This window comes from Pimelobacter simplex (assembly GCF_024662235.1).
Taxonomy (GTDB): domain Bacteria; phylum Actinomycetota; class Actinomycetes; order Propionibacteriales; family Nocardioidaceae; genus Nocardioides.
Genome location: NZ_CP096276.1, coordinates 3,904,750 through 3,926,912, shown reverse-complemented (window position 1 = coordinate 3,926,912; position 22,163 = coordinate 3,904,750). Strand labels below are relative to the sequence as shown.

The window sequence follows — 22,163 nt, the reverse complement described above, 5'->3', positions numbered from 1 at the left end:
GACTACGGAATCTACGACCAGATGCACGAGGCGCGACGATACTGTGCCCCCGTGACCAAGCGCGCACTCATCACCGGGATCACCGGTCAGGACGGCTCTTACCTCGCCGAGCTCCTGCTCGGGAAGGGCTACGAGGTCCACGGGCTGGTCCGTCGTTCATCGACCCTGAACCGCAGCCGGATCGACCACCTGCACGGCACGTCGGGCCTCCACCTGCACTACGGCGACCTGACCGACGGCGTCAGCCTGGGCAACCAGATCCGCGACATCGCTCCGCACGAGGTCTACAACCTCGGCGCCCAGAGCCACGTCAAGGTCTCCTTCGAGCTGCCGGAGTACACCGCGTCGACCGACGCCGTGGGCACCCTGCGCCTGCTCGAGGCGATCCGGGCGGCCAAGATCGACTGCCGGTTCTACCAGGCGTCGACGTCGGAGATGTTCGGCGCGACCCCGCCGCCGCAGAGCGAGAACACGGTGTTCTACCCGCGTTCGCCCTACGGCGCGGCCAAGCTCTACTCGCACTGGGTGACGGTCAACTACCGCGAGGCCTACGACCTGTTCGCCGTCTCCGGCATCCTCTTCAACCACGAGTCGCCCCGGCGCGGTGAGAGCTTCGTGACCCGCAAGATCACGCTCGGCGTCGCCTCGATCAAGCTCGGCATCAGCGACCACCTCGACCTCGGCAACCTCGAGGCCGTGCGCGACTGGGGCTACGCGCCCGAGTACGTCGAGGGCATGTGGCGGATGCTCCAGCAGGACGACCCGCAGGACTACGTCCTCGCCACCGGCATCGGCACGACCGTGCGCGAGTTCTGCCAGTACGCCTTCGCGCACGCGGGCCTCGACTGGGAGGACCACGTCCGCTACGACAAGTCCTACGAGCGCCCGACCGAGGTCGACGCCCTCATCGGCGACGCGACCAAGGCGCGCGACGTCCTCGGCTGGAAGGCCGACACCGACGCCAAGGCGCTCGCCGAGCTCATGGTCGACGCCGACATCGAGCACCTGGGCCGGCTGGTCCAGCACAAGCGCGAGCTCGACTGAACCCCCGCCGGGGTGCTGGCTCAGGCAGGCTTCTTGCGGGCCAGCACCCGGTAGGCGTGATAGCTGCGCAGCATCCGCGGCAGCACGACCTTGTCGACGAACCGCGCCAGCGGCACGAACGGCGCCGCGATCGCCTTGCCGACCAGCCGGCGCGCCCGCGCGAACCGCGGCGGACGCCCGTCGCGCCACGGAACCTCTTCGCCCGGCGCGATCCGGTTGAGCACCGTCGCCAGCACGATGAACGCCTCGAGCGGGATGTGCGCCTCGCGGTGCACCACCTCGACCACCTCGAAGCCGCGCTCCTCCAAGGCCTTGGTCAGGTTGGGCAGCGTCACCATGTGCAGGTGCTCGGGCTGGTTCCAGCCCGCCCACCACGACCCGAAGAGCCTGGCCGAGCGGGCCTGCGGATCGGGCTGCTCGATGAGCACCCAGCCGTCGTCGGCCAGCACCGTCGCGACCGCGTCGAGATCGGCCAGCGGGTCCCGCGTGTGCTCCAGGTAGTGGAACATGCTGACCTGGTCGTACTGGCCCTTCAGCTGGGGCGCGAGCTCGGGCAGCTGCCCCTGGTAGGCCGTCGCGATCCGGCCCGCCCGGTGCCCCGACAGCACCCCCTCGGACATGTCCAGGCCGTCGAAGACCGTGCCCGGGAAGAGCTGCGCAGCGGCGGCCGGGAAGTGCGCGGACGCCGTACCGACGTCGAGCCAGCGGCGCGGCTTGTCGGGGCGGTGGTCGAAGACCGTGCTCGCCCGGTTGCGGTAGATCTCGCCCATCGAGCCCAGGTTGGCCTCGGCGCGCTCGGCGTTGAGGCCGTCGTACGTGTCGCGGTAGTAGAACCCCAGCCCCTCGTCGCTCAGCGCCGGGTTCTGGAAGACGTGCCCGCACGAGCGGCACTCGTCCAGCCGGAACCGGCCCGGCTTGAACTGGCGCAGGTCCCGGGTCGTCGTCCGGTGCTTGAGCCGCTCGCCGCCGCACCACGGGCACGTCGTACGGGCCTCGAGGAGGAAGCGATCCACCCCCTGCGCGAGCTCGTGGGAGTAGTAGTCACGCGCCGCGTCGAGGGCGGCGGTCGTCGTCGCATTTGCGATGGAGCCCGACATGACGCACATCCTAGGGCCGAAGATGCCCTAACATCCGGCGAGTGACCGGACTCGGAACCCTTGCTTCCACCGCCAAGCGCCGCGTCGGTTGGCTGATTCGCGACCGCTTCCCCTTCCGGCCCGTCGTGCGGGAGGTGCAGGGCGTCGAGCTGGTGCTGCCCTGGTCGCACCGGCTGCCCGACTATGCCGCGTGGGGGCCGGAGTACGGGCAGAACCTCGTCGAGCTCGCCCGGCTCCTCGCCGAGTCGGCGCCGCTGACGGTGCTGGACGTGGGGGCCAACGTGGGGGACTCCGCGGTGCAGATCCTGCACGCGGCGGACGGCAAGGTGCTGTGCATCGAGGCAGACCGGGCGTACCTGGAGTTCCTGCACCGCAATGTCGACAAGGATCCGCGGATCGCGGTCGTCGAGGCGCTGCTGACCGTCGACGGTGAGGACAGCGGTACGACGGCCGTGCGCACCGGCGGCACGACGCGGTTCGTCGAGGGCGCTGCGGGCGACGCGATGCCGACGGTGTCGCCGGCCTCGCTCAAGGCGGAGTTCACCGACTTCGCGCAGCTGCGGCTGGTCAAGTCCGACACCGACGGGTACGACGTCGACCTGGTCCCCGCGATCGCGGAGACGTGGGACGACGCGCACCCGGTGCTGTTCTTCGAGTACGACCCCTACCTGACGCGCCTTGCGGGCCTCGACCCCGACGCGGTGTGGCCGCGGCTGGAGGCGCTGGGCTACCGCAACGTGGCCGTGTGGGCCAACGGCGGTGCGCCGCTCGGGCAGACCACCACCGACCAGGTGGCGGCGCGCTCGCGGGTGCTCGACGACGTGCCCAACGGGCGGGCGCGCTCGCGCGCCTACTGGGACGTCGCGGTCGTGCACGGCGACGACGTGGCCGCGCAGGCGGCCATCGACCGGCTGGTGCCGGGCACGCTCGCCTAGGGCGTCTGGACGAGCGCCGCCACCGCCCGCCGTACGACGTCGCGGCCGGCGGCGTTGGTGTGGCACCCGTCGTCGGTGAGCTCGTCGCGCATCAGGCCCGAAGGCCCGGCCAGGGCGTCGGTGAGGTCGAGCAGGCGCAGCTGCGGGTGGGCCGGTGCGGCGCCGACGGCGACGACGAGCGCCGATCGCACGGACCGGTGGGCGGCGAGCCGCTCCTCGGGTGTGCCCGCGACCGGGAAGGCCGCGTGGTCGTAGCTGTCCAGGCACGGCGGCACCGGTACGACGAGCGTGCCGTGGTCCGCGCCGAGCCGGCCGAGCAGGTCGTGCACGCGGTCGGCGTACGTCGCGACGAAGCCGACGTCGCCGCCCTGGGCCAGGCGCGGGGCGAGGTGGCAGCGGATGTCGATCTCGCCGAAGGAGAAGTACCACTCGGCCTCGCGGGCGCCGCGCACCCGCGCGATCAGGCGCGCGACCCGCAGCAGGGTGGGCGGAAAGCCGTCGCGGGCGATGGAGAACATGACCCGCGGACCGAGGTGCCAGGTCCAGCGGCGCTCGCCGGTGCGGAGGATGCCCGGCAAGGGGGAGTGCTCGGTGTTGAACGTGACCGAGTGGGAGTCGCCCACCCAGATCTCGTCGACCTGGCCGCGGGCGGCGGTCACCAGCAGCCGGAGCAGCGCGAGCCAGCCGCGCAGCCGGGCCCGGCGCATCCGCACGAAGGCGCGGAACGACGCGGGGCTCATGAGGCGTTCACCGCGCGCGCACCGCGTCGGCGATCGCGTCGGCGACCTTGGTGCGGCCCGAGAAGGCGAAGTGCTCGGTGGCGTTGAAGCTGTCCTCGAAGTCCTCGTCCTCCAGGTGGATGTCGAGCATCGGCCCGATCGCGGCCGAGCCCCGGAGGATCGCCTGGTCCTGCAGCTCCTTGTGGGAGCGCACGTGCGCCTCGAACTCGCCGGGGAAGTGCATCTCGCCGCGCTGCATCGGGGGCCGGGTCCACACACCGACGGTCGGTACGCCGTAGGACGCGAGGTGGCGGGCGAGCTCGGTGAGGCGCGCCAGGCCGGGGTTGTCGGCGCGCAGCTGCTCGCCGTAGAAGTAGTCGAAGCGGAGCTTCTCGAGCTCGATGGGCCACGGCGGGAGGCCGGTGCCGACGAGCTGCTCGCGGTACCAGCCGATGGTGCGCCGGCCGCTCCAGCGGCTGTCGACGGGCTGGGCCAGGAAGGTGTCGCGCTCCTCGTCGGTGGCGAATGCGCCGCCGCGGCCGACGTACCGGACCTTGCGGCGGGCACCGGGCACCTTGGCCATCGCGGCGAGCGAGCGGTGGTAGCCGGTGATCGGGTCGGCCACGATGTGGGTGGCGGTGCTGGTGCGCAGCGCGAGCGTGAAGACGACGGCCTTGGGGCGGCGCTCCATCGAGGACAGGATCCGGGTGGCCTCGCTGTAGATCCCCGCGCCGAAGCCGGGCCCCGCGAGGGGGACGACATTGCCGAGCCGCTGGCCGAGCATGGCCGGCAGCAGCGTGCGGTCGGTGTCGCGAAGCGACCAGCACAGGGTCGAGCTGTCGCCCAGCAGCAGGACATCGACGTCCTCGGTCTCGAGCCGGCGGCGGGCGTGCTCGACCTGCTGGAGGGGGACGTTGACGAGCCGGCTGCGGAGCCGGCGGACTTTGCTGAGCTGGCGCTGCACCCGCACAGAGCCCTGTGCTTTGTGCAGGACGGAGCTGAGAGCCACGGTGGTCACGATGGCACAACGGCCGGAGCACCTCGCCGTTACCGTGCCCGGCCCATGGTTGGTCGTTCCCGCGCGGCCGTCCAGGGTGCGTGCGATGATGCGCGGGTGCTCCAGGGTTGCTCCGCGGATAGGAGGCGCCGATGACCGCGCCCGTCGCCTCGGCGGGCCGCCGGCTCAGCCTGGTCACCGTCGACCAGATCCTCTCCAGCCTGTCCAACATCGCGGCGCTGATCTGGGTGGCCCACGCGTTCGGCCCGGCCGACTTCGGCCGCTACAGCCTGGTCGTCATGGTCTACACGGTCGCCCAGGTGGTCTTCCGCAGCCTGATCTCGACGACCGCGCTGGTCCACCCCGACGACGCGGACGCCCGCCCCGGCGCCATCCTCAGCGCGACCCTCCAGCTCGGCGTCCTGGCCGCGGCCGTCACGGTGGCGAGCGGTGCCGCGCTGCTCGCGAGCGGCAGCGCGCTGGGCGGACCGATCCTGGTCTTCGGCCTGTCGCTGCCGTTCCTCGTGCTCCACGACGTGGGCCGCTACCTCGCGATCGCCCGGCAGCGCCCGGGCGGCGCCGTCGTGCTCGACTCGCTGTGGTTCGTGCTGCTCGCGGTCGGCTTCGTCGGTGCCGGCGCGCTCGACCTCGACTCGCTGACCTGGCTGGTCGCGGCGTGGGTCGGCTCCGGCGTGATCGCGTCGCTGTGGGTCTTCGTCCAGAACGGCGCGCCCACGGGCGGGGGCCGCGACTGGCTGCGCCAGCGCTGGGACTTCTCGTGGCGCTCGATGGTCAGCGGGCTCGCCGCCAGCGGTACGGCGCTCGCCACCGCCTCGCTCATGGCGCTGTTCAGCAGCCCCATCGCGGTGGCCGCCTTCCGGGCCGCGACCCTGCTCGGCGCCCCGAGCACCGCCGTCCAGATGGCGGTCGGTACGTCGGCCGCCGCCGACATCGCCCGCGACCGCGAGGACCCGCGCCTGGTCTGGGGGCACGTGCGGCGCGCGATCACGATCGCCACCGTCGTCGGCGTCCTCAACCTCGTCGTGCTGGTCTTCCTGCCCGACGTGATCGGTCACGCGGTGCTCGGCGACGCCTGGGACATCGTCCAGCCGCTCATGCTCGCGCTCAGTCTCAAGGTGCTGCTCATGGCGGCCCAGAGCGGTCTGCGCGCCTCGCTCATCGGCACCCACCGGATCCAGACCGCGATGGTCACCGACATCGTCTCGATCGTCCTGGTCGGCGTCTGCATGGTCATCGGCGCCGCCTGGGGCGACGCCGAGGGCGCCCTGTGGGCGATGGCCGTCGGCACCGGCGTCTCCACCGTGTGCTGGTGGATCGCGGTGGTGTGGAAGGGCCGCGGGCCGCTGCCCGAGGTGCCCCAGCCGGCCGCCGCGGCGCCGCGGCCGGAGCCGAAGCCCGTGCCGGCCAAGCCCGGCCGGCACCGCCTCACTCCGGTGAAGTAGCCCGTACCGTCTTGCCGCCCTTGGTCGCCGCGGCCAGCTCGGCCTCGGCGACGACCTTGATGCTGCGTGGCTGCCAGGCGCGGGGGAGGTCCGCGCACGCGCTGCGGATGGCGGCCTTGACGGCGCTCTCGTCGGCGCGGCCCTCGTCGGTGAGCGCGACCTCGACGGCGACGACGGCGCCGACCATCGGGTTGGCGCGGCCGTGGACGCGGGCCACCTGGACCCCGGGCACGGCGGCGACCCGCTCCTCGATCGGCAGCGGGTGGACCTTGACGCCGCCGACGTTGATCACCTCGGACGAGCGGCCGCGGAAGAGGACCCGGTCCTCGACCACCTCGACCAGGTCGCCGGTGGCCACCCAGCCGTCGGCCTCGCGCGGCGACTCGGCCGCGTCGCCGGCGTAGCCGAGCATCCCGGTGCCGGCCCGGACGAGCAGCTCGCCGTCCTCGACCTTGAGCAGGCCCTCCGGGTTGTCGGGCCCCCACAGGCTGGTGGCCGACAGACCGGGACGGCCGTCGCGCACCGAGGCGATCGAGCCGAACTCCGTGGAGGCGTAGACCTGCGAGATCCGCGCGTCGGGGAAGGCGTCCTGGAGCTCGGCGAGCAGGTCGGGCGGGCTCGCCTCGCCGCCGAGGGTGATCTGGGTGAGCCGGGGGAGCGCGGCCTTGGCGCTGCGGGCCTCGGCCAGCAGGAAGCGCCAGTACGTCGGGGTGGCGCTGACGCAGGTCACGTCCTGCTCGACGAGCGCGGCCAGGCCGTCGCGGGGCTGGCGCGGGAACGGCGCGACCAGCGTCGCCTGCACCGCCAGCACGTGCAGCAGCACCTGGATCCCCGCGAACTGCTGGGGTCCGTAGGCCAGCAGCCAGCGCTCCTCGGGGTGCGGCCGCGCGGTGCCGGCGCGCCGGGCGAGCACCGCCCAGTCGTGGCGGGCTGCCTTGGGCAGCCCGGTGGTGCCGGTCGTGCGGATCATCACGGGCTGCGGGGCGCCCTCGGCGACCGGGCCGCCGTCGTACGGTGCGCCGAGGGTGTCGGGCCGCAGCACGGTGAACCCCGCCGGCAGGTCGGTACGCCGCGTGACCACGATGGTGTGCCCGAGCGCGGCCGCCTGCTCGGCGAACTGAGCGGCGTCGAGGTCGGGCTGGTACTGGCACGGCTCGCTGCCCACGGCCGCCGCACCGGCGAGCAGGCGCAGCACCCAGCCGGCGTCGGGCTCGAGCACCGCGAACCGCTCGATGCCGCGCTCGGCGAGGGCTCCGGCGACCTGGCGGGCGCCGTCGAGCAGCTCGCCGTAGGTCAGCGTGGCCTCGGGGGTGACGACCGCGACCTGCGCCGGCCGTTCGGCGGCGGCCTTCTCCAGCAACCCGATCATCGGTGTCGATCCTTTCGCAGAAAGTCCGGGGCGAGTATGGCGCATGCGTCACCCGGAGGGCGGTCGAAGCGTTGGCAGGGGGCAGGATCGTCCTGTGTCCCGAGAGGCTGGAGTGCGCGTGGGTGCCCATCGTCCGATGACGGTCGCGGAGAAGTACTACACCTTCCTCGACCAGGCCTGGCCGAGCACCTCCATGATCTCGGCCGATCTCGACCGCTGCTTCGACCCCGACGACGTACGACGCACGTGGGACGCCTTCCGCGCCCGCCGGGTGCTCGCGCGCTCGGCCGCGACCGAGGACCTCACCATCGCCGACGTCGGTCTCGACCACGACGTCTTCCGCAGCGACGAGCTGCCGGTGAGCGCGTGGGACCGGGTGTTCGAGGAGGAGGGCGACACGGCCTGTCCGCTCGGCGTACCGCTGCGCTGCCACTACGTGACCAGCCCCGGCGAGGGCCGCTCCCGGGTGATCTTCAACGGTCACCACTCCGTCATCGACGGCCGGATCGGGATCACCGAGCTCCAGTGGTTCGTGCGGATGCTCGACGGCCAGGACGTTCCCGAGCAGCAGCAGCTCTCCGAGCCGCCCGCGCCGGCGACCACCCACCCGTGGCAGCAGAGCCGGGCCGCGATGATCGACCTGCTGCGCGAGATCAAGACCCGCAACGCCGCCTTCGGTCCGCCCGGACCGGCGGACTGGCCGGACGCCACGGTCCCGCGCCGCTCCTGGCTGCGCCACGTCGAGATGGGCCCGGAGACCTCGGCCCGGATCGTCGCCGACGGACGGGCGCACGGCGCCAACCCGTTCGCCAACGTGGTCTCGGCGCTCCTGACCAGCACCGCGCACGTCCTCGCCGGCGGCGACACCACGCTCCAGCTCGCCGCGCCGGCCGACCTCGGCGCACCGCCGAGCGACCCGGCGCTCGCGCAGGCGATGGCGATCGCCGTGCTCTCCCGGCCGTTCCGGGTCGAGGTCGCCGATCGCTGGGCACTCGCCGCCGAGGTCAAGGCCGGCATCGTCGAGGCGCTCGGCCGCGGCGAGGGCGACCTGTTCTTCCACCTCACCCGGCTCGACGCGGTCTCCGAGCTCGCCGTCGGGCGGGACCGGATCGCGGCCGCACTCGCCGCCGGGCCGCCGTGCGTCGTGGTGAGCAACATGGGCGTCGTCGACGCCGGCACCGACCCGGAGTGGCTGCGCAGCCTGCACGGCCAGCTCGTCGCCGCGCCCAACCAGGTCGTGTTCCTGGCGCTGACGTTCTACAAGGGCCGGCTGATGCACACGTTCGCGACCGACGACAACCGCGTCGCGCCGGAGCAGCGCGAGGCACTCGTCGCCGAGTACCTCGCGCTGGTCGGCGCGGAGGAGGACAGCCTCAGGCGGTGAGGCCGCCGTCGACGACGAGCACCTGACCGGTGATCCAGTCGTTGCGCTCGTCGACGAGGAAGGCGATCGCCCGGGCGATGTCGTCGGGCTCGCCGAGCCGTCCGGCCGGCGTACGGCGGACGATCTGGTTGAGCTGGTCGTCGTCGAGGCCGTGGCTCATCTCGGTCTTGAGGTAGCCCGAGGCGACGCTGTTGACGGTGATCTTGCGCGAGCCGAGCTCGCGCGCCAGGCCGCGGGTGAAGCCGTCGAGCGCGGCCTTGGTGGCGCCGTAGACGCTGAGCCCGCGGTAGCCGGTGAGCCCGGTGATCGAGGAGATGTTGACGATCCGGCCGCCGCCGTGCGCCAGCATGTTGCGCACGATCTGCTTGGTGAGGTGGATCGTCGCCTTGAGGTTGAGGTCGATGACCGTGTCGGAGTCGTCGTCGCTGAACAGCGCGAGGATGCCGTCCCGGGCCACCCCGGCGTTGTTGACGAGGACGTCGACCGACTTCCACTCGGCGATGACGTCCTTGCCGAACTGCGTGGACTGCTCCCGGTCGGCCAGGTCGGCCTTGCGGAAGAGGAAGCGGTCGGCGTAGGCCGGGTTCGCCTGCCACGCGCGGACCGCGTCGGTCTCGCTGCGCGCACAGGTGGCCACCCGGTCACCGGCGTCGAGGAAGTGCTGGACGATCCCCTCGCCGAGCCCGCGACTGCCGCCGGTGACGATGACCGTGCGGGGAGCGGTCATGCGGACGCGGCGGTGGCGTCGGCGTAGAACGCGACGATGTCGGCGACGGTCTCGGGCAGCAGGCCCGCGCCGAAGGGGTCGGTGCCGAACTCGTCCTCGAGGATCGCCGACAGCTCGGCGGTCTCGAGCGAGTCCAGGCCGAGGCCGTCGTCGCCGTGCAGCGTGGCGCCGAGCGAGACCGTCTGGTCCTCGCGGTCCGAGCGCTCCAGCAGCTCGGTGACGATCGTGACGATCCTGGGCTCAATCTCGTTCATGCCGACCTCTACTCAGATGGGGGTTCGGAGATCCCAACGACGTCACGGGGTCCTTGGTAACGGGCTCGGTCGTAGACGTGGCGAGGAATGTCGATCGGCGCGAGCCGGCGGGCCGGTACGCCGCCGTGCAGGTGGGCGCCCTTGGCCTCCTGGCCGGTCCAGGTGGTCGAGCCGGCCGCGATCAGCGCGCCCTCGCCCACGACGGTGCCGGGCAGCATCGTGCAGGACGTCGCGATGACCGCCCGGTCGCCGATGGTGACCGGGTCGAGGATGACGCCGCCGTTGGTGGGGTCGAACGCGTGGGACAGCAGCGTCGAGCGGATGCCGGTCACCCAGGCGTTGTCGCCCAGGATGATCCCGCCGCCGCAGTCGAGGTAGTGCTGGCTGATGATGTGCGAGTCGTCGCCCATGCGCAGCGTGCGCAGGTCGTCGGTCGGGGGCGCGCCGGGCTCGTAGCCCGAGTCGCCGACCACCTGGTTGAACAGCATGATCCGGCAGCCGACGCCGAGCTTGACCAGGCGCAGGTCGCGGAACATGTTGAAGTGGTGGATGAGGGAGCCCTCGCCCAGCTCGAACCGGTCCACGCGACGCACGAGGTTGATGCCGACGACCGCGGTGTCCGGGATCGCGTGTCCCAGCCGGCGCAGGAGCCGGTTCTTCAGCTTGCTCGGAGGCAGCAGGAAGACAAGGGTTGTCAGGGCCTGGCGCACGCGGCGCAGCCTACACACGCCGTAGGTCCGGTGGAGGCGTTCCGCGGAGCGGATGGTCCGGCAGGCCCTATCCTCGGCCGCGTGCTCCTCACCCCGTTGGCCCACGGCCGGGTCTCGATGCAGTGCGACCTCTGCGTCCCGCCCGTCCTGACCATCGCCAGTCCGGCCTGGCTGCGTCGTACCGGCTGGACCCTGGCGGCCGACGGCGGACCCGTCGACGCCTGCCCGAACTGCACGGTGCGGGTCGCCGCCCGGAACCGGGTACGCCGCGGCGACCCGGCGCCGGTCACGCCCGATCCCGCACGACTGCCCAATGTCGTCGTCGTCGGGGCGACCAAGGCCGGCACGACGAGCATGCACAACTACCTCGCGGTGCACCCCGAGGTCGCGGCGTCGGAGGAGAAGGAGATGCGCTTCTTCACCGACCCCGACTGCCGTGACTGGATCGGCGCCTACCAGGAGCGGTTCGCCACCGGCACCCGCTACCGCCTGGAGTCGACGCCGTTCTACAGCAAGACCCCCTGCTACCCGGGCGTCGTGGACCGGATGGCCGACCTGGTGCCGGACGCCCGGATCATCTACCTCGTGCGCGACCCGGTCGACCGGATCATCGCCGAGCACGTCGAGATGGTCGCCTGGAACTCCGCCGAGCGCCCGCTGGACGAGGAGCTCGCCGACCCGGCCGAGCCGACCAGCCCGCTCGTGGCGTCGAGCCGCTACGGGACCCAGCTGGCGGCGTACCTGGAGCGGTTCGGGCGGGACCGGGTCCTCGTCGTGGACCTCGCCGACCTCGGTGCCGACCTGGTCGGCACGATGGGCCGGGTCTTCGACTTCCTCGGCCTCGACCGTCCCGAGCTCACCGCCGAGGAGTACGGCCGCTACAACACCGCCGAGGAGAAGCGCGGGCTCCCGCCGTGGCTGATGGCGCTGCGCCGCGGCCCGCTGGTGCGCGCCGTCCGGCGGCTGCCCGCCGCCCAGCGACTGGTGCACCTCGCGTGGCGTCGTACGGGGGAGAAGATCGAGCGGCCGCAGCTCAGCCCCGCCGTCGAGGCGGCGTTGCGGGCCGAGCTGCAGCCGGAGGTCGATCGGTTGCGCGAGCTGACCGGTCAGTCGTTCCCGACCTGGTCGCTCTAGGAGTTCAGGCCGACTTGCGGAAGAGGTAGAACCGGTCGTGCAGGTCGATGAGCTCGCGGAGCTCGTCGGACTGGTGGATCGGGCGGTCGTCCACGAGCTCGTAGCCGCGGTCGAGGACGTCCTGGCGGAACGCCTTCATCGAGCCGTCGAGCTCGGTGCTGCGCAGCTCGTCGGGCGTGTTCGGGACGATCAGCAGCCACGGGATGTCGCGCTCGGCGATCCGGTCGAGCCACCAGCACACGGCGTCGTGCGAGGCCTCCGAGAACGAGTGGATGTTGACCGCGACGTCATAGCGCTCGGCGAGCTTCTCGTGCTCGTTCAGCGGGACGACGCGCACGCTCTCGGGCAGCCCGCGGAACTTCGTGTAGTACTCGCACAGGAAGGTCGAGGTGGCGACCGCGTCGACGCAGTCGTACGCCGCGAGGTCGGGGAACGCGGTCGACATCCGGTGCGCGAGGCGGCCGTAGCCGGCGCCGATGTCGAGGACGCGCAGGCCCTGGATCGACGAGAGCCCCATCTGCTCGTCGAGGTAGTTGATCTCGTTGATGCTGTCGAGCAGGTCGCGGCTCACCGACGGGCGCTGACCGAACTCGAACGTGAACGCGCCGAACAGGCCGTCCTCGGTGAGCTTGTCGAACAGCCCGAGCTTGTCGCGCTCCTGGACGTCGAGCATGGCGAGGTACATCCGGATCCGGGCGGCGTTGCCGAGCTGGCGGAACTGCCAGACGTAGGCGTTGTCGCCGCGGAACCAGGCGAGCGAGAGGTTCTTCTTGAGGAAGCCCTGGCGCCACTGGGTGTGGACGGCGGAGGGCAGGTCGAGCGCGTCGTACGTCGCCTGGAGCTCGGCGAGGCGCGGGTTGTCCTGGCGCAGCTCGGTCTCGGCACCGGCGGGCAGCGCGACGTCGTCGTTGTGGGTCACCTCGACGTAGCGGCGGCCCTCCTCGTCGATCCGGCTGACCATGAAGCCGGCGCGGGCAGCGCCCGACTTGGCCCGGCGGCGGAGCCAGCCGGCGACCAGCTCGGGGTTGGCACGACGGGCCTTGGCGACGAGTGCGTCTGCGGAAATCGGGGGCACAGCGCGCAACTGTAACCGCATCGGGCGCGGGTCGTTCTGACATCTGGTGGAAGACTTTCCACCGAATCATCGCCAGATCACCGCTCGCTCATCGCCAGTCCACACACCCGAGGAACGGCTTGCTCACGACCCCCGTGGCGCTCATCGCCTTCAACCGGCCGCAGCTCACCGAGCAGACGCTGGCCGCGATCAGGTCGGCGCGCCCTGCGCAGCTCTTCCTGGTCGCCGACGGGCCGCGTCCGACCCACCCCGACGACGCCGAGCGGTGCGCGGCGACCCGTGCGGTCCTGGAGCAGGTCGACTGGCCGTGCGAGGTGCACCGCCGCTACGCCGAGACCAACCTCGGCCTGGAGGCCAACGTCGAGCTCGGCCTGGACTGGGTGTTCGCGCAGGTGGACCGCGCGATCGTGCTCGAGGACGACTGCCAGGCGGGCCCCGACTTCTTCCGCTACGCCGACGAGCTGCTGGAGCGCTACCGCGACGACGAGCGCGTCTGGCAGGTCTCGGGCAGCGGGCTCGGCGTACCGCGCCGGCTGTTCGGCGACGACAGCTATGCGTTCACTGCCTGGGCGAGCGTGTGGGGCTGGGCGACCTGGGCCGACCGCTGGCAGCGGCACCGCGAGGTGTTCCCGCGCGACCACGTCTCCGGGGACGCGCCGGTGCGCACCGTCCCGGCCGCCCCGCAGGACGGGCTGCTCGTGACCCGCTCGGGTCAGCAGCACTTCGCCGAGGCGGCGGCGTCGTCCGACACCGTCACCCACGGCTGGGACAAGCACTGGTGGCTGACGATGATGACGCTCGGCGGCCTGGCGACCTCGCCGGCGGTCAACATGGTCGAGAACGTCGGCTGGGGCGAGGACGCCACCCACGGTGTCGCGCCCGGCAAGCGCGACCACGCCGCGGCGTCGATCGGCTTCCCGCTCCACCACCCCGCGCAGGTCGCGCTGTCGACTGACGTCGAGCGCGAGCTCGAGCTGGTGCTCAGCCGGGTCGGCGGCCGTGCCGCGACCCTGGCCCGCCAAGTGCTCCGCTCGCCCCGGCTGCGCCACGCGGCCCGGACCGCGGTCAACAGCAAGGCGGCGACCGCCACCCACCGGTTCCTGACCCAGCTCGGAGAGAAGGGCCGTCGTGCCTGAGTCGTCCGCCCTCCCGCTCCGCACGCCCGTCGTCATCGTGGCGTTCAACCGGCCCGCGGTCGTCCGCCGTACGGTCGAGGCGGTGCTCGCGACCGCTCCCGAGGACGTCTTCCTCGTCGTCGACGGCCCGCGCGCGACCCACCCCGAGGACGCCGCGCGGTGCGCCGAGGTCCGCGAGCTGCTCACGTCGGCGCCCTGGCCGGGGCGGGTCCACACCCGTTTCGCCGAGCGCAACATCGGGCTGGAGGCCAACGTCGAGCTCGGCCTGGACTGGGTCTTCGCCCAGGTGGACCGGGCGATCGTGCTCGAGGACGACTGCATCCCGCACCCCACGTTCTTCGACTTCTGCGTCGAGCTGCTCGACCGCTACGCCGCCGAGCCGCGGGTCTGGCAGGTCGCGGGCGACAACAAGGGCATCCCGCGCGGGATGTTCGGCTCGGACAGCTACGCGTTCACCACCTGGGCGAGCGTCTGGGGCTGGGCGACCTGGGCCGACCGCTGGCACGCGCACCGCGCGGTCTTCCCGCGCGACCACGCCGGGGCCGAGGAGCGGGTGGGCGCGACCCCGCGCACCGCGGACGCCGTACGGCCGGTGGAGGTGCTGCCGCACCCCGACGCGCTCGTGACCGAGGCCGCGCTGCGCCACTTCACCCAGGTGGCCGGCGACCGCGACGGCGACTCGCGCGGCTGGGACCACCACTGGTGGGTGACCATCATGTCCCGGCGCGGGCTGTCGATCACGCCCTCGCTCAACCTGGTCGAGAACGACGGCTTCGGCCCCGACGCGACCCACACGCACACCGCACGCGACCCGATGCCCGCCCAGGAGATGCCCTTCCCGCTGGTGCACCCGGCCGAGGTCGCGCTCAACGAGAAGGCCGAGGCCGAGCTCGAGCTGGTCCTGCTCCAGATCGACGGGCGCCTCTCGCGGGCGGTGAAGCGGATCATCAAGCCGCTGTGGATGCGGGTCCTCATCGGCCGCGTCGTCCGCTTCCGCCCGGTGTGGGCGGTCGTGCGCCGGCTGGTGGCGCGATGAGCCTCCCGGCCTGGCTGCGGCCGTGGTGGCCGTTGCTCAAGCGGGTGCACCTCCTGGTCACCCGGCTGCTCGGCCACGTCTTCCGGGTGCTCTCGCCGCTCCTCGGTGCCCGCGGCGTCCCGCGCCGGGCGACCTCGTCCGCGCGCGACACCGCCGCGGGCGAGCCCGGCGTGACGCTGCACCCCGGACGCCCCGAGGAGCCGTGGATCCGCCCCGCGACGCTGGGGGAGCCCGCCGGGCACTGGCTGTTCGCCGCGATCCACGCCGCGACCGTGCCCACGCCGCGGGTGCCCGCGACGACGGTGCCGGCGACGTTCACGCTCGAGATCACTGACGGCCGGCTCTCCGGCGACTACGGTGCCGCGACCACGCCCGGCAAGGTCCTCGACCACGAGACGAGCACCTACTTCGGGGTCGTCGACTGGCGCGAGCACCCGATCTTCCTGCGGCCCACCCTCGGCCCGACCGAGCACGTCCGCGGCACGGTGCTCAGCCTCACCGCCCGCGGCACGGCCGAGAACTACTACCACTTCCTCTACGACGCGATCGGGCGTCTGGCGGTGCTCGACGAGACGCTCGGCGACCGGGTGCTCGACGAGGTCGCGGCGGTCGTCGTACCGCACGGGACGGGGTACCAGCGCCAGCTGCTCGAGCTCGCCGGCGTCCGCGGCCGGCTGATCCAGCCCGAGCGCGGCCGCACCGTCCGCGCCGACCGCCTCCTCGTCCCGAGCAACCCCAACTGGGCGCTCCAGGCCCCGCCCGCGACGGTCGACTGGCTGCGCAAGCGACTGCCCCCCAGCGCGGGCGTCGCCGACGGCCCGCGCCGCCTCTACATCACCCGCGGCACCACCCCGCGCACCCGCCGGTACGTCGAGGAGGCCGCCCTGTGGCCCGAGCTGGAGCGGCGCGGCTTCGTCCGCATCGACCCCGGCAAGCACAGCGTCCAGGAGCAGATCGACCTCTTCCACGGCGCCGACGTCGTCGTCTCGCCGCACGGGGCGGCGCTGACCAACCTGACCTTCGCCCGGCCCGGGGTGCGGGTGCTCGAGATGTTCGCGTCGACGTACGTGCACCTGGGGCTGTGGGCGATCTGCCAGGCGATCGACGCCGACTACCGCTACCTCGTCGCCGAGCCCACCGCCGGTCCCGACGGACCCAACCAGGGCGTGCTCGACGACGTGTCCATCCCTCCCGCACGGGTGCTCGCCTCGGTCGACGCCCTCCTCGCGGACCTCTAGAGATCTAAGGTGTGGTCGTGAACGACTCCGAATCGACGTTCCGCCCGGGCGAGACCCTCACCCGGCTCTACCCGGAGGTCCGCGCCGGCGGCTACACCCGCCACGACGGCTTCATCGAGTTCTACACGCGCGTCAACGCGCTGCTCGCCCCCGACAGCCGGGTCCTCGACTTCGGCGCCGGCCGCGGCCTGTGGGCCGTCGAGCCCTTCCCGGACCTGCACCGCATGCTCCGCTCCTTCCACGAGCGGGTCGCCGAGGTCCACGGCGTCGACGTCGACCCCGTCGTCCTCGACAACCCCACCCTCGCCTCGGCCCAGGTGATCGAGCCCGGCGCCCTGCTGCCCTTCGCGGACGCCTCCTTCGACCTGGTCCTCGCCGACCATGTCCTGGAGCACGTGGGGGAGGCGGACGCCCCCACGGTCGCCGCCGAGATGCTCCGCATCCTCAAGCCCGGCGGCTGGATCGCCGCCCGCACCCCCAACAAGTGGGGGATCATCGGCATCGGCGCCCGCGCCGTACCCAACGACCTGCACACCCGCGTGCTCTCCCGGCTCCAGCCGCACCGCAAGGCCGAGGACGTCTTCCCGGTCCGCTACAGCATGAACACCCGCCGCTCGCTCTCCTCGCTGTTCCCGGCGCCGAACGAGCTCGTCGTCTACGGCCACGCCTCGGAACCGACGTACTTCGGGTCGAACGCGCCGGCCTGGCGGGTCGCCCAGCTCGTGGACCGCCTCACCCCGCCGGCCCTCGCGCCGACCCTCATGGTCTTCGTCCGCAAGGGCTGATCTCCGCTCCGGCGAAGGGGCGCGTTCCGGCGGGCGAAGGAGCACGTTCCGGCGGGTGAGGTTGCCGGCACCTTCCGCGCGGCACCCGGGAACCGCGGAAGCACCGAGCCCCCGTCAACCTTGCGGGTGCCGGGGGCTCGGGGTGCTGCGGGTGCCGCTGGTCAGGCGCGGCGGCGGCCGGAGCCGTTCGACTTCGAGCTCGACTTGTCGCCGCGGCCCGAGGGGCTCGTCTCCTCGTAGTAGTAGTAGTAATACGAGCCGATCGCGCGCTTGGCGACCATGTTGACCACGACGCCGTAGAGGCGGGCGCCGACGTGGTTGAGGCGGTTGATGGCCTCGTTGACCTGGTCCTTGGTCGTCCGCGCGTGCCGTACGACGATGATGACGCCGTCGGCGAGCTTGGCCAGGACCGAGGCGTCGGCCACGGGGAGCAGCGGCGGGGCGTCGATGATCACCATGTCGTACGACGAGCGCAGCCGCAGGATCAGGTCGTGGGTGATCTTCGACTGCAGGATCTCGGTCGGGTTCGGCGGCTTGGCGCCGGACGCGAGGACGTGCAGGCCGCTGGCCTCGTGGACCTGGATGGCGTCGTGGATCTCGGTCTTGCCGACGAGGGCCGTGGTGAGGCCGACGGCGGGGTCGAGGCCGAGGGTGCTCGCGACGCGGGGACGACGGAGGTCGGCGTCGATGATGAGCGTGTTGCGGCCGGTCTGGGCGAGGGCGACGGCGAGGTTGGTCGACGTCATGGTCTTGCCCTCGCCGGGGACGGCGCTGGTGATGACCAGGCAGCGGGGCTGGTGGTCGAGGTCGATGAACTGCAGGTTCGTCCGGAGCAGGCGGAAGGCCTCGGTGCGGGCCGCGAAGCCGCCCAGGTCGGTCAGCAGGGGTGCGGAGCGGATGTCGCCGTCGAAGCCGATGCTGGCCAGCACGGGCGACTCGGTGAGCTCGGAGACGTGGTCCGCGGTGCGGATGGTGCGGTCGAGGAGCTCGCGGGCGATGGCCAGGCCGATGCCGAGCAGGATGCCGATCAGGGCCGCGACGACGAGGTTGAGCACGATGTCGGGGGAGACCTGGTTCGGGTTGTAGCTGGCGTTGTCGGTGATCTGGGCGAGGATCTGGGACTGGCCGCCGCCCTCGCCGCCGGGTGTCTCGAGACCCCCGACGTACTTGATGAACTCCTTGGTGGTCCGGTCGTTGATCGTCTCCGCGTCGCGCGGGTTCTCGGCCTTGACCGTGATCTGGATCAGCGAGGTCGTGTCGATCACCTCGGCGTCGACGCGCGAGGCGAGGACGTCGGCGCTCTCCTTGCGGTTGAGCTGCTCCTTGACGATCGTGGCGAGCTCGGTGCTCTTGACCACCGTGGCGTACGACGCCGCGCGGTTCGACGCGAAGAGCAGCGCGGCGTAGGCATCGGTGGTGTCGCGGACGTCGACGGTGAGGAAGATCTTGCTCTTCGACTCATACATCGGGGTGCGCGTGAAAGTGACCGCCGAGCTGACCGCGAGAGCGAGGAGAATGATGGCCACGATGCTCATCCAGCGACGCCTCAGCACCGCCAGAAATTGCTTGAAATCCAAGTCCCCATCCCTTGCTGTGTCTTGCGTGGCCCCAATGCACGGTGATCCTAGGGCACGCCCCTGTGACCAACGTCCGCTCCCGGCCGGGGTCACTGTTCCATGTCGAGGTATCGACCACTAGTGTCCCGTCCTATGTCGCCCGAGATCCGGCGTCGGCGCCGATCTCGAGGCGTGCGGCGGGCGCTCCGTCAGCTACGTCGCTTCCGCCGGGACCATCCTCGCGCGACGATCGCGATCGCGCTGGGTTTCGTCCTCTTCGTGGGACTCGGGTGGACGCTGCTCGCGCTCACCGGCACCGCCCGCGACCTCAAGGACGCCGAGGTCCAGGCGCGCGAGATGCGCGAGGCGCTGGTGCGCGGGGACGCCCAGGGGGCCCGGGAGGCGCTGCGCGCGTACCAGCGGGCGACCGACGCGGCCGCGGACCGCACGAGCGGGCCGACCTGGTGGGTCTTCGAGCACGTGCCGGTCCTGGGGGACGACGCCGAGGGCGTCGCCACCGTCGCCGAGGTGCTGCGCGACCTCGGCCGGGAGGGCCTGCCTCCGGTCATCGACGCCGCCGACCAGGTCTCGGCCGAGACGTTCAAGCCGGCCGGACACGTCTTCCCGCTCGAGCAGGTCGCCGGGCTCGAGGAGCCGGCCCAGCGCAGCGAGCGCGCGTTCGACGCGGCGAGCACGCGGCTCGGCGAGGTGGACTCGGCGGCCTTCATCGGGCCGGTGCAGACCCGCTTCACCGCGCTCCGCGGGCTGGTGGACGACGCGCGCGACACGCTCGGGTCGACGTACCGGGCGGCGCGGCTGCTCCCGGTGCTGCTCGGCCAGGACAAGCCGCGCAACTACCTGCTCGTCCTCCAGAACAACGCCGAGTCGCGCAGCAGCGGCGGCCTGCCGGGCTCGCTCTCGCTGGTCCGCGCCAGCCGCGGCAAGGTCGAGATCGTCGACCAGCGCGACATGGCCTCGCTCGGCGCGAGCGATAAGCCGATCCTGCCGCTGACCTCCGAGGAGCGCGCGCTGTTCGGCGAGATCCTCGGCACCGCCGGCGTCGACGCGACGCTGACCCCCGACATCCCCCGATCCTCCGAGCTCATCCGGGCCCGCTGGCAGCAGGTGACCGGGCAGCGCGTCGACGGCGTCCTGTACGTCGACCCGGTCGCCGTGTCCTACCTCCTCGCCACGCTCGGCGCGGTCCCCGTCGCCGGCTACCCGCCGGTGACCGCCAAGGACGTGGTCGCCCGCGTCGAGAACCAGGTCTACGCGCTCGTCCCGACCACGCAGGGCCAGAGCGACTACCAGGACGCCGTCGCCAAGGGCGTCTTCAACGCCTTCGCCGACGGCCGGGGCAGTGCGCCCGACCTGGTCCGCGGGCTCGTGAGCGGCGTCCAGGAGGGCCGGGTCCGGATGCACTTCTTCGACCCCGCCGCCCAGGCCGAGATCGCCGGCACCCGGATCGCCGGCGAGTTCGTCGGCCGCGACCCGGACCATCCCGAGGTGGGCATCTACGTCAACGACGCCGGCCCGACGAAGATGCAGTACTACCTGCGCCAGAACGCCTCGCTCTTCTCCCGCGGCTGCACCGGCGGCCGGCAGACCCTCGGCGTCACGATCAACTTCGACAACGCCACCCCGCCGGGCGCGGACGAGCTGCCCGACACCATCACCGGTGAGTTCTTCCCGGGCAACCGGACCGACCCGGGCCAGCAGCTCCTCGTCGTCTACGTCAGCACGCCGGTCGGTGGCGAGGTCGTGGAGATGTCGGTCGACGGCCAGCGCGTCAACAACCCCTCCGTCCTGTCGTACGCCGGCCGCAAGGTCGCCAGCGTCGGCGTCCTGCTCGACCCGGGCAAGTCCCAGACCGTCGACCTGGTGCTGCGCTCGGGCAAGGGCCAGGAGGGCGACCCGCGTCTGGAGATGTCGCCGGGTGCGAGCGCCGGCAGCTCGAACGCCACCGTGCGCTCGTCCTGCACCGTGCGCTGAGGGATTCCTTTACCTTTCTCTTCACCTGGCGGGCCCCGCACGGCCATCGATCAACACCGTTGACTTCAACTGCGCCGGTTTCGATGAGGTCCCGTGCCCCCCACGTCCCTCGATGACCGTCTGCTGAGCCTGGTCCAGTCGCCTGGATTCCTCCCGGTCGCCTTCGTGCTCGCCTTCGCCGCCGGCGCCGCCCACGCGGTCGGTCCGGGGCACGGCAAGAGCCTCGCGGCGGCGTACCTGGTCGGCTCGGATGGCAAGGTGCGCGACGCCGCATGGCTCGGCGTCTCGGTCGCGGTGATGCACACCCTCTCGGTGCTGGTCATCGCGCTGGCCTGGACGTTCCTCTCGCTCTCGGACCTGCTGCCGCTCGAGCGGCTCACCTCCGGCCTCCAGCTCGTCGCCGGGCTGATGGTGGTCGGCGTCGGGATCTGGCTGTTCCGCCGGCACCTCCGTGCCGGAGGCCACGGCCACGGCCATGGGCACGGACACGGTCATGGGCACGGCCACGGTCACGGTCATGGGCACGGCCACGGGCATGCGACCGGTCCCAGTCGTCCGGGCCTGGTCCTGCTGGGCATCTCCGGCGGACTGACCCCGTCCCCGGCCGCCTTCCTGGTCCTGGTCACCGGCATCTTCGCGGGCCGCTCCGGCTTCGCGCTGCTGCTCGTCATCACGTTCGGGCTGGGCCTGGCCACGGTGCTCTTCGGCGTCGGCCTGCTCGCGCTGGCCGGGCGCAGCATCGTGGTCCGCGCCGCGGAGTCCCGCGCGCTCCTGGCCGTCGCCACCCGGGTCGCCCCCGTCCTCGCCGCGACGAGCGTGACCGTGATCGGCTGCGTCGTGACGACGCTCGCCGTCGGTCAGCTGGTGGCGACGACGTGATCGCCGCCCATCCGTTCGGTGACCCGCAGACCCTGGGGGTCTCCCGTGACGCGACCGACCCGGCCGTCGTCCACGTGACGTGGAAGGTCGGCGCCGCCGACGACCTCACCCTGCTCGGCATCCACCTCGGCGTCCTCCCGCAGGACCGGGTGATGCTCGACGGTGCGGTCGCCTACGAGGCGGACGACGGCGCGCAGGTCCAGGAGGACCCGGCCCTCGCCACCTACCTGCTCGACCACGTCGCGGTCACCGCCGGCGGCGCCCCGTGCGTGGGGGAGGTGCACGCGGTCGGCGACCTCGTCGCAGACGGTGCTGACGTCACGTTCACCTGTCCGCAGGCCACGGACGCGGTCACCGTCCGCGCGTCCACGCTGACCGACCTGCACCCGGCGTACCGGACCCTGGCGAGCGGCCCCGACGGCCAGCACCAGGTCTACTCCGTGGACGACCCCAGCCACACCTGGTCGCTCGGCAGTGGCTCCGCGTCCACCGCGACCACCCCCGGCGGCGAGAGTGCCGCGCTCCAGATCGGCGGCGTCCTCGGCGCCGTGCTGCTGCTCGCCGTCGCCGGGGCCGTGCTGGCCCGGCGGCGTCGGCGTCATCCCTCCACCCCCACCCCCTGAAGGAGACCCG

21 protein-coding genes are annotated in these 22,163 nt (G+C 72.3%); 12 read left to right on the top strand and 9 right to left on the bottom strand.

The window, feature by feature from the left end; all coding sequences use genetic code 11:
• The first annotated feature begins 51 nt into the window (after positions 1-51).
• Positions 52-1,044, top strand: a complete 993-nt coding sequence (gmd, locus tag M0M48_RS19385) for a GDP-mannose 4,6-dehydratase (RefSeq protein ID WP_257752376.1) — start codon at positions 52-54, stop codon at positions 1,042-1,044.
• Positions 1,045-1,064: 20 nt separating this feature from the next.
• Here gmd and M0M48_RS19380 read toward each other — a convergent pair whose 3' ends face one another.
• Positions 1,065-2,141, bottom strand: a complete 1,077-nt coding sequence (locus M0M48_RS19380) for a methyltransferase domain-containing protein (RefSeq protein WP_257752375.1) — start codon at positions 2,139-2,141, stop codon at positions 1,065-1,067.
• A 41-nt stretch (positions 2,142-2,182) separates the two neighbouring features.
• Between M0M48_RS19380 and M0M48_RS19375 the strand changes: the two genes are divergently transcribed.
• Positions 2,183-3,076 (top strand): FkbM family methyltransferase, encoded by an 894-nt coding sequence (locus M0M48_RS19375; RefSeq protein ID WP_215814321.1) that lies wholly within the window; start codon positions 2,183-2,185, stop codon positions 3,074-3,076.
• On the opposite strand, the gene M0M48_RS19370 is transcribed toward M0M48_RS19375, so the two are convergent.
• Both M0M48_RS19370 and M0M48_RS19365 read right to left on the bottom strand, forming a co-directional pair.
• Positions 3,073-3,816, bottom strand: a complete 744-nt coding sequence (locus tag M0M48_RS19370) for a hypothetical protein (protein ID WP_257752374.1) — start codon at positions 3,814-3,816, stop codon at positions 3,073-3,075. The genes M0M48_RS19375 and M0M48_RS19370 overlap by 4 nt on opposite strands.
• 7 nt (positions 3,817-3,823) lie before the next feature.
• Positions 3,824-4,804: a hypothetical protein gene (locus tag M0M48_RS19365; protein WP_257752373.1), complete on the bottom strand. Its 981-nt coding sequence runs from the start codon at positions 4,802-4,804 to the stop codon at positions 3,824-3,826.
• A gap of 140 nt (positions 4,805-4,944) precedes the next feature.
• Between M0M48_RS19365 and M0M48_RS19360 the strand changes: the two genes are divergently transcribed.
• Positions 4,945-6,255: a hypothetical protein gene (locus M0M48_RS19360; protein ID WP_257752372.1), complete on the top strand. Its 1,311-nt coding sequence runs from the start codon at positions 4,945-4,947 to the stop codon at positions 6,253-6,255.
• Here the strand turns inward: M0M48_RS19360 and M0M48_RS19355 are convergent.
• Positions 6,239-7,624, bottom strand: a complete 1,386-nt coding sequence (locus M0M48_RS19355) for a class I adenylate-forming enzyme family protein (RefSeq protein ID WP_215814325.1) — start codon at positions 7,622-7,624, stop codon at positions 6,239-6,241. The genes M0M48_RS19360 and M0M48_RS19355 overlap by 17 nt on opposite strands.
• Before the next feature lie 118 nt (positions 7,625-7,742).
• Here M0M48_RS19355 and M0M48_RS19350 point away from each other — a divergent pair, with 118 nt between their 5' ends.
• Positions 7,743-9,008, top strand: a complete 1,266-nt coding sequence (locus M0M48_RS19350; protein ID WP_257752371.1) for a phthiocerol/phthiodiolone dimycocerosyl transferase family protein — start codon at positions 7,743-7,745, stop codon at positions 9,006-9,008.
• Here the strand turns inward: M0M48_RS19350 and M0M48_RS19345 are convergent.
• From M0M48_RS19345 to M0M48_RS19335, 3 genes are read right to left on the bottom strand one after another with little or no spacing between them, the layout of a single operon-like run.
• The gene (locus tag M0M48_RS19345) at positions 8,998-9,735 is read right to left on the bottom strand and encodes an SDR family NAD(P)-dependent oxidoreductase (protein ID WP_257752370.1); all 738 of its coding nucleotides are present in this window, start codon (positions 9,733-9,735) and stop codon (positions 8,998-9,000) included. The two genes, M0M48_RS19350 and M0M48_RS19345, sit on opposite strands and share 11 nt — an antisense overlap.
• Positions 9,732-9,989: a phosphopantetheine-binding protein gene (locus tag M0M48_RS19340; RefSeq protein WP_215814328.1), complete on the bottom strand. Its 258-nt coding sequence runs from the start codon at positions 9,987-9,989 to the stop codon at positions 9,732-9,734. Before M0M48_RS19340 ends, M0M48_RS19345 begins: the two co-directional genes overlap by 4 nt.
• 8 nt (positions 9,990-9,997) lie before the next feature.
• Positions 9,998-10,699, bottom strand: coding sequence for an acyltransferase (locus tag M0M48_RS19335; protein ID WP_215814329.1), 702 nt, complete (start codon positions 10,697-10,699; stop codon positions 9,998-10,000).
• Positions 10,700-10,780: 81 nt separating this feature from the next.
• Here M0M48_RS19335 and M0M48_RS19330 point away from each other — a divergent pair, with 81 nt between their 5' ends.
• Positions 10,781-11,833: a sulfotransferase family protein gene (locus M0M48_RS19330; RefSeq protein ID WP_257752369.1), complete on the top strand. Its 1,053-nt coding sequence runs from the start codon at positions 10,781-10,783 to the stop codon at positions 11,831-11,833.
• A gap of 4 nt (positions 11,834-11,837) precedes the next feature.
• Here M0M48_RS19330 and M0M48_RS19325 read toward each other — a convergent pair whose 3' ends face one another.
• Positions 11,838-12,908: a putative sugar O-methyltransferase gene (locus M0M48_RS19325; RefSeq protein WP_257752368.1), complete on the bottom strand. Its 1,071-nt coding sequence runs from the start codon at positions 12,906-12,908 to the stop codon at positions 11,838-11,840.
• Between the two features lie 119 nt (positions 12,909-13,027).
• On the opposite strand from M0M48_RS19325, the gene M0M48_RS19320 reads away from it, so the two are divergent.
• Genes M0M48_RS19320 through M0M48_RS19305 form a run of 4 tightly spaced genes read left to right on the top strand, consistent with a single transcriptional unit; the run spans position 13,028 to position 17,103 of the window.
• Positions 13,028-14,044 (top strand): hypothetical protein, encoded by a 1,017-nt coding sequence (locus M0M48_RS19320; RefSeq protein ID WP_257752367.1) that lies wholly within the window; start codon positions 13,028-13,030, stop codon positions 14,042-14,044.
• Positions 14,037-15,080 (top strand): glycosyltransferase, encoded by a 1,044-nt coding sequence (locus tag M0M48_RS19315; RefSeq protein ID WP_257752366.1) that lies wholly within the window; start codon positions 14,037-14,039, stop codon positions 15,078-15,080. Before M0M48_RS19320 ends, M0M48_RS19315 begins: the two co-directional genes overlap by 8 nt.
• Positions 15,077-16,318 (top strand): glycosyltransferase family 61 protein, encoded by a 1,242-nt coding sequence (locus tag M0M48_RS19310; protein WP_257752365.1) that lies wholly within the window; start codon positions 15,077-15,079, stop codon positions 16,316-16,318. Before M0M48_RS19315 ends, M0M48_RS19310 begins: the two co-directional genes overlap by 4 nt.
• A gap of 17 nt (positions 16,319-16,335) precedes the next feature.
• Positions 16,336-17,103 (top strand): class I SAM-dependent methyltransferase, encoded by a 768-nt coding sequence (locus tag M0M48_RS19305; protein ID WP_257752364.1) that lies wholly within the window; start codon positions 16,336-16,338, stop codon positions 17,101-17,103.
• Positions 17,104-17,264: 161 nt separating this feature from the next.
• On the opposite strand, the gene M0M48_RS19300 is transcribed toward M0M48_RS19305, so the two are convergent.
• Positions 17,265-18,773, bottom strand: coding sequence for a polysaccharide biosynthesis tyrosine autokinase (locus M0M48_RS19300; protein WP_257759258.1), 1,509 nt, complete (start codon positions 18,771-18,773; stop codon positions 17,265-17,267).
• Positions 18,774-18,938: 165 nt separating this feature from the next.
• Between M0M48_RS19300 and M0M48_RS19295 the strand changes: the two genes are divergently transcribed.
• The 3 genes from M0M48_RS19295 (at position 18,939) to M0M48_RS19285 (ending at position 22,153) form a co-directional block, all read left to right on the top strand.
• A complete protein-coding gene (locus M0M48_RS19295) occupies positions 18,939-20,651 on the top strand; it encodes a DUF4012 domain-containing protein (RefSeq protein ID WP_257752362.1) in 1,713 nt (570 codons plus the stop codon).
• Positions 20,652-20,744: 93 nt separating this feature from the next.
• Positions 20,745-21,530, top strand: a complete 786-nt coding sequence (locus M0M48_RS19290) for a HoxN/HupN/NixA family nickel/cobalt transporter (protein WP_257752360.1) — start codon at positions 20,745-20,747, stop codon at positions 21,528-21,530.
• Positions 21,527-22,153: a hypothetical protein gene (locus M0M48_RS19285; RefSeq protein WP_257752359.1), complete on the top strand. Its 627-nt coding sequence runs from the start codon at positions 21,527-21,529 to the stop codon at positions 22,151-22,153. Before M0M48_RS19290 ends, M0M48_RS19285 begins: the two co-directional genes overlap by 4 nt.
• The last annotated feature ends 10 nt before the right edge of the window (positions 22,154-22,163 follow it).